General features: G+C 59.7%; 4 protein-coding genes. 1 reads left to right on the top strand and 3 read right to left on the bottom strand.

Annotation, left to right across the window (positions count from 1 at the left end; genetic code table 11):
• The first annotated feature begins 10 nt into the window (after nucleotides 1-10).
• On the top strand, nucleotides 11-3712 hold the full coding sequence (locus AC07FD_RS01035) for a beta strand repeat-containing protein (protein WP_478348284.1): 3702 nt from the start codon (nucleotides 11-13) through the stop codon (nucleotides 3710-3712).
• A 95-nt stretch (nucleotides 3713-3807) separates the two neighbouring features.
• Here the strand turns inward: AC07FD_RS01035 and AC07FD_RS01030 are convergent, their stop codons facing one another.
• From AC07FD_RS01030 to AC07FD_RS01020, 3 genes are all read right to left on the bottom strand, one after another.
• A complete protein-coding gene (locus tag AC07FD_RS01030; RefSeq protein WP_478348283.1) occupies nucleotides 3808-5154 on the bottom strand; it encodes an HlyD family type I secretion periplasmic adaptor subunit in 1347 nt (448 codons plus the stop codon).
• On the bottom strand, nucleotides 5141-6904 hold the full coding sequence (locus tag AC07FD_RS01025; RefSeq protein ID WP_478348282.1) for a type I secretion system permease/ATPase: 1764 nt from the start codon (nucleotides 6902-6904) through the stop codon (nucleotides 5141-5143). Before AC07FD_RS01025 ends, AC07FD_RS01030 begins: the two co-directional genes overlap by 14 nt.
• A 449-nt stretch (nucleotides 6905-7353) precedes the next feature.
• A partial coding sequence (locus AC07FD_RS01020; RefSeq protein ID WP_478348281.1) for a calcium-binding protein occupies nucleotides 7354-8563 on the bottom strand: 1210 nt, incomplete at its 5' end.

Here is an 8563-nt window from a genome sequence, read left to right as displayed (position 1 = left end):
CATCCAGACGGTGACCATCACCATCACCGGCACCAACGACGCGCCGACCATTGATCTGAACGGCGTGGGCGCCGGCAATGACGCGACGGCTTCGTTCACGGAGCAGACACCGCTGGTGATCTCGCCTTCGGCGACCGTAGCCGATGTCGACTCGGCCAACCTGACGTCCCTGACGGCGACGCTGACGGCGCGACCCGATGGGAATGCGATCGAATCCTTGTCGCTCAACGCCAGCGCCACGGCGGCCGCAGCCGGACTGACGGTGCTCTACACCGCAAGCACTGGCATTCTGTCGATCACCGGCTCGGCTTCACAGGCCACCTACCAGACGATCCTCGACGGCGTCGTCTACAACAACACCAGCGACACGCCGACGACAGCGGCTCGGACCGTCAACGTCGTTGTGAGCGACGGCACCGACAGCAGCATCTCGCATAACGTCACGATCAGCGTCACGCCGGTCAACGATGCACCGGTGGCGGCCGACGACACCGGCTCGGCCACTGAGGCGGGCGGCACCGCCAACGGCACCGCGGGCAGCAGTGCGAACGGCAACGTCATCACCACCGGGCCGGGAGCCGACAGCGACGTCGACAACGCCACCGCCTCGCTGGTGGTTTCGGCGATCCGCACCGGCACCGAGGCCGGCTCGGGCACAAGCGGCACGGTCGGCACCGGCCTGGCAGGCCAGTATGGCACGCTGACGCTCAACCCCGACGGCAGCTACAGCTATGCCGTCAACAACAGCAATGCCACCGTCCAGGCGCTCAATGCCGGCGGCACGCTGACCGACACCTTCACCTACACAGTCAAGGATCCGGGCAACCTCACCGACACAGCACAGCTCGTCATCACCATCGACGGCGCCAACGACGCGCCGGTGAATGGTGTGCCAGCTGCACAGACGACCAACACGAATACGGCCAAGGTGTTCAGCACGGCGAACGGCAACGCCATCAGTGTTTCTGATGTGGACAATACCAGCCACACAGTGACGCTGGCCGCAACCAACGGGGCCATCACGCTCAACGGCACTTCTGGCCTGTCGTTCACAGTCGGCGACGGCACCTCTGACGGCACGATGACGTTCAGCGGCACGGATGCCGCCATCAATGCTGCACTGAACGGGCTGAGTTTCGCACCGACATCGGGCTTCAGCGGCTCGGCGTCCATCCAGATCGCAACCAGCGACGCTGGAGCGCTAACCGACACGGACACGATTGCAATTTCCGTGAATTCCGTAAACAGCCCAAACCCGTTCACGCTGACGACGGGCCCAGATACCGTTTTCTACACGTCCGGCACAAACAACGTAAATGGAACAGATGCCACTCTGAACAATGGCGACAAGATAACCGGCGGTTCAGGCAACGATACGTTGACCATATCCGACGGCAGCCTCGGGACTCATACATTTGGGGATGGCACGGGAAGTACTACGCTGCTCACGAACTTCGAATCGCTCGTGTTGATCGATTCCAACAACGGAAATCATACCGACACGTTCATCTTCGCGTCCACCTTCCAGAACAACGGTACGCTGACGATTGACGGATCCGGTATTACAGGAAACGGAGACCTTGTCGTCGACGCAAGCGCAGTCACGACCGGGGCCTTCAATATCACCGGCAGTTCCGGAAACGGCGGTGATGACACCCTGACCGGCGGATCCGGCAATGACACGATCAACGGCGGTGGAGGCACCGGAGACGACACCATTACGGGCGGCGGCGGTGCCGACACCGTAACGGGTGGCGGAGGTGCGGACACCTTCATCGTCAATTCCGGACAATCGCTGGCCATTGTTGGAGGTAGCGGCAATGCCGGTACGATCACAGGGTATGACGTGGTTACCGATTTTGCCTCGGCCGCGGACTTCCTCGACCTGCAAGGGACCCCGGCAGCCGCGACGGGCGCGAACGTCAATGGAACCGATTCGACGCTGACCATTGGTGGTCAAACCATAAAGTCGCACACGATTTCGAACGGCATCATCACCTTTGATGATGCCAACAGTTTCAGTGCAGCGCTAAATCTGAGTGCCACAGACACGTCGCGAGTCGCCGCTGCAGTTCAGTATTTGCAAAACAACGATATCGGCGCTGCGGGTGCGACGGTGGCGTTCACCGCTACGATAAACGGAACGGCCCACACCTATGTTTACGAACAAGTTGGTGCCACCCCGAATTCGGCGAACGACATCCTGGTCGATCTCTCCGGTGTCACAGTGGCCAATCTTGCCACATTGATCACCAACACCCACGTCAAGCCCGCTGGCGTTGCCGGAGAGCCAATCAATCTGGCCCTAACGAACCCTTCGGGGGATGTCGCGAATGCCATCGTGGTCGTCGTCTCCAGCGTCCCTGTGGGCTGGAGCATCAGCGGGGGTACCGACAACGGCGACGGCACTTGGACAGTTCAGAGCAACGATGTGCAATCGCTGACGGTCACCACGCCGGCCGAATTCAGCGGGGCGGCTCTGCTAGACGTCTCGATGACTTGGACGAATGCCGACGGCACGATCGGAACCAAGTTCGTCGCCGACAATGTCGAAGCCTATGCGCCGGGTTCGCCGATCTTTGCCTGGTCCGGCGACGACGTGCTGACCGGCTCGCATGGCAACGACCTATTCGTCTTCTCGCAGCCGATTGGCAACGACACGGTGCACAACTTCGACACGGCCGCCGACCATGTCGATCTCATCGGTTATGCCGGTTTTGCGAGCTTCGCCGACGTCCAGGCGCACATGGCGGACGATGCCAACGGCAATGCGATGATCACGCTTGGAGATGGCCAGTCGATCACGCTCGACGGGGTGCATTCGAGCGCGCTCACAGGAAGCAATTTCGTCTTCGACCAGACGCCGGTGATGAACAATGCCGGGACCATGACGATCGGCGACGGCGCGCTGCTGCCACTGAGCGGCACAATCAACAATACCGGCCTTATCTCGCTCGAGTCGGCCGGCAACGACACCCTGCTGCAGCTGATCCAGCACGGTATCACGCTGCAAGGTGGTGGGCAGATCGTCCTGTCCGACAGCGATGCGAACGCGATCTCCGGCACGGCTGCCGATGTCACCTTGACCAATGTCGACAACACCATCTCCGGCGCCGGCCAACTCGGCGGCGGTCTGCTGGGTCTGAACAATCAGGGCACGATCATCGCCACCGGCACCCATGCGCTGGTTATCGACACCGGCAGCAGCACCGTCGTCAACTCTGGAACGCTGGAGGCGACGGGGTCTGGTGGCCTGACGATCAACGGTGCCGTCGCCAATTCCGGATTGATCTGGGCCAACGGCGGCAACGTCGCTATAGGCGGTCAGGTTACCGGCGACGGCGATGCCATCATCGGAAATATGTCGCAGCTGGAGTTTCACGCCGCCTCGTCCGCCGACGTCATTTTCGGGGCGGATGCAGCTGGCACATTGCGGCTGGACGATTCATTCGATTTCAGCGGCAGAATCGCGGGGATAACCAACGACGACAAAGTGGACCTCGGAGATATCTGGTACGGCACCGGAACATCCGCTGTCTATCAGGCAAACCAGGATGGAAGCGGAGGAACCTTGACCGTTTCGGACGGCACCCATGATGCCACGCTCCACATTATCGGCGCTTACGATGCAGACAGCTTCACCGTAGCCGACGACGGCACTGGACGGACAGTGATTGGTTATAATCCGGCGGACGACTTCCACTTCGTCTGACGTTGAAGGCCGCAGGCTCCAATGTGATAGGGGGCGCCGGATCAATCCGGCGCCCGCTTCACATCCGAGCTTCCGATATCCGGGAGGGGGCGGGCCTATCTCTCCCGGAAGGCGCGCTGGAACGAGTCCACAAGGGGCTTGGTCAGATAAGCCAGAAACGTTCGTTCGCCGGTTGAGATGAATGTTTCGACCGGCATGCCTGGATAGATCTGCTCGGGCTTGACCTGCGGTGGCAGCTTGTCGGCCATTTTCAGCCGGACGGTGAAGTAAGGCAGTCCCGTGCTGGGTGTGATCAGCCGATCCGCCGAAATGTAGAACACCTTTCCGGGCACCTTCGGCGTCGTGCGCGCATTGAGCGCCGTGAACATCATGTTCGCATCCTGCCCCACCCGGATTGAGTCGATGTCTTCGGGCTTTATCTTGGCCTCGATGATGAGCTCGTTGGTGGTCGGCAGAAGCTCCATAACCACCTCCCCCGCTCGGATGACGCTGCCTTCGGCATTGTAAAGCGATCGGACGATAATGCCGTCCACCGGCGCCCGGATGGTCGTCCGCTCCAGGACTGATCGAGCGGCGTTGATTTGTTCTTCAAGGTCTGCCACCTGCGCGCGCGCCTTGTTCAATTCAGTAACGGCATCCTCGACCCGGCTGGTTGTAAGCCGTTCAATCTGCTGACGCGCTTCCACAGTCTGCGTGGCCGAGCTGGCAATCTGCGCTTCCAGAGATCCTGCCTGGCCGACCAGCTCGGCAGTGCTGCGCAGAAGATCGGTATATTCGGAACGATTGGTGAGTCCTTTTTTCAGCAGGTCTTTTTTTCTTTCCGTCTCCTCGTTGACGATCGCAAGCTGATTTTCCGCTGCCTCCTTCTGAGCCTTTAACCCGACAACGGCGTCCTGAAGAGCTGCCACCCTTTGCTGCAGTATCCCCTGTTCCGCGCCGTAACGCGCTAGCCGCGCCTGAAATTCCTTGTTTTGTTCTCCGAAGACATCGCTGTATTCGGAAGCGCCTGAATAGGCTCCGAGGTCACTGGACAAGACAATTTTCTCAAGGCCGTCCCGCTCCGCTTCGAGCCGAGAAATTTCAGCTTTTTGTGCAACCCACTGCTTGAGAACGCGGTTGAGCTGGGACTGCGCCACCGTCGGATCGAGCACGATCAGGGCCTGGCCTCTTGAGACCCTGTCACCCTCGCGAACTCTAATGCTGCCGACAACACCTCCTTCAAGGTGCTGGATCATGACATTCTGCCCTGCTGCCGCGACCACACCCGGCGCGATCGTTGCTCCGGCAATCGGTGCAGTGGCTGCCCAGAACCCGAAGCCGAGCACGAAAACGGCCACGCTTGCATATCCCGCCAGGGTGATCCGATCCGTGCGCGTATCGATGTTGCGCTGCCAGCGATACACCTTGGCGCCCATCTGGGTGGTTTGGTTAGGAACCGTCATTAGCGACTTTCACCTCCACGCGAGCCGGTGACGGGAAAGGCACCACTCCTTCGTTGTCATGCGACTGAGCGGCCGCCGCCGCTTGGCCGCGTCGCTGGGCAAGTTGGTCGAGCACGTCCTTGGTCAAACCGTAGATCTCGACCTGGCCACTGCGCAGCATGAGTATACGATCGCATTTGGAAGCGAGGGAGGGACGGTGGGTTATGACGAGCACGGTCGTTTTACGCGAACGCGCCTGGATGATCGCCCGCTCGAGTGCGGCTTCGCCGTCGGAATCAAGATTCGCATTGGGCTCGTCGAGAACCAGGACCTTGGGATCGCCGTAAAAGGCGCGCGCAAGCCCAATGCGCTGACGCTCGCCACCCGAGAGGCGAACGCCGGTCGGGCCGATCACTGTCGAATATCCATCCCTCTGACCCAGGATAAGCTCATGCACCTGCGCCTGCTGAGCTGCTTGAACCAATTTCTCATCAGGCGCATTTGGTTCAAAACGCGCAATGTTCTGGCCGATGGTCCCTGGGAAAAGTTCCACATCCTGCGGAAGATAGCCAATATGACGGCCAAGTTCCTCCGGATCCCAGCTTCGAATATCGCCGCCATCGATGCGGATCGCCCCCGAACGGGGCTCAATGGCACCGACTATGAGGCGCGCCAGCGTGGATTTTCCAGCCTGGCTTGGCCCGACGATCGCGACTGTTTCGCCGGCGCCGACTTCAAAGGTCAAGCGCTTTATCAGCGGCAGCGACCCGTCGGCCGAACCTGGAAGATGATAGACAATTTGATCCGCGCTCAACGCCCCTTGAGGCGTTGGCAATGCAACATTGTCCTTTGGTGCGGACCTCGATTGGACAGCTGAAAGCCGCTTCCATGCAAGATTGGCATCGATGACCTGCCGCCAACTTCCAATGATCTGGTCAAGAGGTTGCAAGGCACGTGCCGAAATCATCGAGGACGCAAATATCATACCGGCGGTCATCTCGTTGTGCAGAACCAGATAAGCGCCGACGCCCAATATCGCGATTTGCAGGACCGATCGTGTGGTGCGGGACACGCCGCCATAAAATGCGTTGGTTCGAGCAAGCCCATCCGAGGCGTGTAGAGAGCCGGAAAAACGGGTGCCCCAGAACTCTATCGCATTAGACACCATGCCGAGTGCCCGGACCGTTTCGAAGTTTCGCGCGAAGGCCTGCGCCGAATTCATTGCGGCGCTAAGATTCTCCGCCGCCTCCTTGCCAGGCCGCGAACTGGCGACCTGGTTCAGCACGGCTAAGGAAACCATGAGAACCGCTCCGACGACCGTTACAAGGAAGAGCAACGGGTGGATGAAATAAAGCAGGCCCACGAAGATTGGCCCGAAAGGAAGGTCGAAGAGAAAGAAGATGGTTCGCGAAGCGATGAATCCACGCAGGGTTGCCAAGTCGCGCAGGGCCTGGACGTCGCCAAGCCCGGCGCGTGGGCCGCTCATTGCTGCAATAAAAGACGATGCACCCAAAGCAACATCGAGCCGCGCGGCGAGTCGGCTTGCATATATCCCCCGCACGACTTCGAGCACTCCGAAAAGCAAAAGAGACGAAAGCGCAAGCAATGTTAGGTAGGTGAGAGTATCCAGGTTAGCGGCGGGCAAAACTCGATCATATACCTGCAGCATATAGAGAGGCAGAATTAGCACCAGGGTGTTCATCACCGCGGAGAAGAGGCCCATTTCGACCACGCTCCTCGATAGCACCTTTCGGTTTGTAGAACTGGACATGCCCGAAATTGCCCCCCGGCGAACAGCACGCACATTAGACAATCTTTATAAATCATGCGAGGTCGTCACGCTATCGGCTGCGATTCTTTTGATAGCCATAGTAAAGAGGACCAAAGCGGGCCGAGGCGCTGCGATAGGTAGGCGTGCGGCCCGATCGGCCGAGTTAACCGAAACGCCAGCGCCTTCGAGTGTTTGGGCCTTCGGCCGAAGTCAGAACCCCGCTTCCTTCAGGTCTCCATACAGTCTGTCGGACGACCTATAGGAATCATCCGGCAGGACTGCGACGCTGACAGCCAGACTGTCATCCGGAGGCAGACGATCTCGCTCGCAGCAAAAGGGCTACCGGTCTCAATGGGCACGGAGGCAATCGACGGCAAACGAGCGCAGTCAAAGCATAGATAATCAGCGCCGACATCCCCACATTCTACGTTTTATTTCGTAGTTTAACACTACAAAACAAAATCATATGTATTAATGCCCAAATTATTTCCAACTAATACAAACAGCAGGTCTGCTATTGTATCTCCGTTTGCATCTGCCTGGACGACAGTGTTGCCTCCAGACTCAAACCACGTTAGTGCGTTGGCGAGAATACTATTGTTTTGACCTCCGAACGCAAAAGCTTGATTGCCTCCCGCAGAGCTATTGGCGTCAATTGCCGACACATCGATGCTGTCGGCCCCATGCTGGAAGTCGTTTAATGTATCCCAGCCCGATGGATTGCTATCTGCAACTGCGTTGAAGACAAAACGGTCGTTTCCAATACCTCCGATGAGGATGTCTGCGCCTGCTCCGCCGTTGACCGCATCGTTTCCTGCAAGACCGGATATGATGTTGTTAGAACCGTTGCCCGTCAGCTTGTCGCCGAATGCCGAGCCGATCAGGTTCTCGAAGGCCGAGAGCGTGTCGCTGCCGGCGCCTACAGTGTTCTGGGCCGCCGTCGTCGCAAGGCTCGCCGTGATGGCCGCGGCCGCATGCTCGTAGCTCAGCGTATCAATGCCGGCGCCGCCGTTGAGCACGTTGTTGCCGCCATCGCCCTCGAGGGTGTCGCTCTGTGCAGAGCCTAGAAGCCCCTCGATGCCGGAGAAGGTGTCGCCCTCGGCATCGCCGCCTTGAGCAAGACCCGTCATCAGGCTGACGTTCACACCGCCCGCCGACGCCGCATAGCTGGCCGTGTCGGTGCCGGCGTCACCGATGAGCGTGTCGGCGCCCCCCAAGCCCGCCAAGGTGTTGTTGCCGGTGTTGCCGGTGATCACGTTGGCAAGCGCGTTGCCGGTGCCGGCCACATTGGCCGTCCCCGTCAGCGTCAGGTTCTCGACGCTTCCAATGACGTGCAGGGCATCCGAGAGGTTGAAAGCAATCGATGAGCGAACCAGATCGATCCCGTCACCGCCGGTCTCGTCCACGATGTCGCCGGTGTTGTCGACGACGTAGGTGTCATTGCCCGTGCCGCCAACCATGGTGTCGGCGCCAGCGCCGCCATTGAGGAAGTCATCACCGCCCATGCCGGAGATCATATTGACTGCCGTGCTGCCCGTCAGCGTATCACCAAAGCCCGAGCCAATCAGGTTCTCGAAGGCCGAGAGCGTGTCGCTGCCGGCGCCTACAGTGTTCTGGGCCGCCGTCGTCGCAAGGCTCGCCGTGATGGCCGCGGCCGCA

It is taken from the genome of Mesorhizobium waitakense (genome assembly GCF_056431085.1).
The sequence above is the reverse complement of the archived record's forward strand: the minus strand, read 5'-3'. Positions and strand labels throughout refer to the sequence as shown.

Excerpts from the sequence above, each read along its gene's own strand:
- AC07FD_RS01030 (WP_478348283.1), bottom strand. The coding sequence starts at position 5,154 with ATGACGGTTCCTAACCAAACCACCCAGATGGGCGCCAAGGTGTATCGC.
- AC07FD_RS01025 (WP_478348282.1), bottom strand. The coding sequence starts at position 6,904 with ATGTCCAGTTCTACAAACCGAAAGGTGCTATCGAGGAGCGTGGTCGAA.